We start from the raw sequence: 1,540 nt of genomic DNA on the forward strand, positions 1-1,540 counted from the left end.
GTGTCGCGCCTGGGACCTACCTCAACAACCCGAACTCACACCCAGATCCGAAGAGCCCCTTTGCCTTCGACGCGGACGTGGGGGCCGTGGCCGAGGCAAACCGATGATCGTCGCAGGCCGGTGAGTTCAGACACGCCTAGCCCCGGTCTGCACGTCGAGCGCGAGCATGAGGTGGTCGCGGCGCCCGGTGGGGGTGCTGCGATCTGGTGCTTTGAGCAATGCGTTGGTCTCTTGTCGGTTGAGGAAGCAGACGATTCCACGGGTGCCGCGTTTGGCTTGGATGGCAAGGACACGGGCGATGAGTTCGGCGTGTTCGGGATGGCGCAGCGACGCGAAGTTGAACAAGGAACGCACTGCGGCGAGGCGGGCGTTGCGGGTAGCCCTAGCTGTCACAAGCGCGCGGTTTCCCCCCTCCGGGCACTGACAGCGACCACGGATGGAAACGAGCAATCATCCAGCTCCTGCGGCGCCTCAACCCGAAACGCCGACACCGATCCTGCCCGCGAGTCATCAAACGCAAGTACTCCAAATGGCACGTCAAACGAGCACACCACGCCGGCTGGCCACAGCCCGACGGGCCACCCAACCCAACCATCAACTCCACCTAACTTAACGGCATTGCCATTAGCCAGGGAGTCTGCAGTCTGCCAACGGGCCTACTGGCGGTCTTCCGTGAACATTGGGTAGCGAGGCGTTGGGATGACATCGGGGTCACGCGGCGTGTGGCGTGTCGAGTCTGATCCTTGGCTTTGGGTGGTGGTTGTTGGGTGGTCGGTGTTGACCACCGTGCGTGATGGTACTTGTGTTGGAGTTTGGTCATGAGGATGGCGCGGACGCCGGGGGCGCGCCAACCGAGTGACCACCGCGTCCGTCTATTCGCTAGATGCCGATTCGGTTGGCATGACGGGCGTGTCGGAGTGCGGGAGGAGGAGCCCGACGTCGGTCATCGCCAGGTCCACGGTGGCGTGCCGCCACCGGCCACCTGCCTTCCGGTACGTGTCCTCGTACCGGCCGGTCAGCAGCACTGTCTGACCGTCGATGACACAGAGCTCAAGGAGTTCGCAGGTGCCCCGCGCCGTTGAGACGTCGTCATGAACGTGGACGGTGTGCCCGACCATGAAGTGCTTCGCCCAAGTGATCGTCAAGGAGACCTCCTCGAAGAATGCTCGGATTCTGTCACGGCCGCTAAACGTTCCGAACCGCTCGGTGCTCCACACTGCGTCGTCGGTGAACAGGTCGGCGAGAACGTCTGCCTGAAAGCCGGCGTCACATGCTGCGGCGTACGCTACCTTCAGGGCCCGGATCTCCTCCGCGGCCTCAAGCTTCGCGAGGCGAATCTCGTTCGTATCCGACATGTCAGGAGACCTCTCCGCTTCTCTTCTGACCCAAGTGCACAAACACGACTGCGGTTACCAGTGCCACTCCGTTGAAGACCGGGAGACCCATGTCTCCGCACCCAGGAGTTGGAGACCCGTCACCCCGACGACGAGGGTGTACCACCCCATCAGGGTGCCGACAACGTTGAACCTTCCCGGCTGGA

General features: G+C 63.0%; 2 protein-coding genes. Both read right to left on the reverse strand.

The genetic code is table 11. The annotated features are described in order from the left end of the window. Positions 1-126 precede the first annotated feature (126 nt). Positions 127-345, reverse strand: coding sequence for a hypothetical protein (locus tag ACESNG_RS21410; protein WP_373070745.1), 219 nt, complete (start codon positions 343-345; stop codon positions 127-129). A 527-nt stretch (positions 346-872) separates the two neighbouring features. Then, positions 873-1,355, reverse strand: coding sequence for a nuclear transport factor 2 family protein (locus tag ACESNG_RS21415; RefSeq protein ID WP_373070747.1), 483 nt, complete (start codon positions 1,353-1,355; stop codon positions 873-875). Between the last annotated feature and the right edge of the window lie 185 nt (positions 1,356-1,540).

Origin of the sequence: Gemmatimonas sp., assembly GCF_041689975.1 — a bacterium.
GTDB lineage: Bacteria > Gemmatimonadota > Gemmatimonadetes > Gemmatimonadales > Gemmatimonadaceae > Gemmatimonas.

Bases quoted from the DNA above. Each gene is read 5' to 3' on its own strand.
- ACESNG_RS21415 (WP_373070747.1), bottom strand. From the start codon at position 1,355: ATGTCGGATACGAACGAGATTCGCCTCGCGAAGCTTGAGGCCGCGGAG.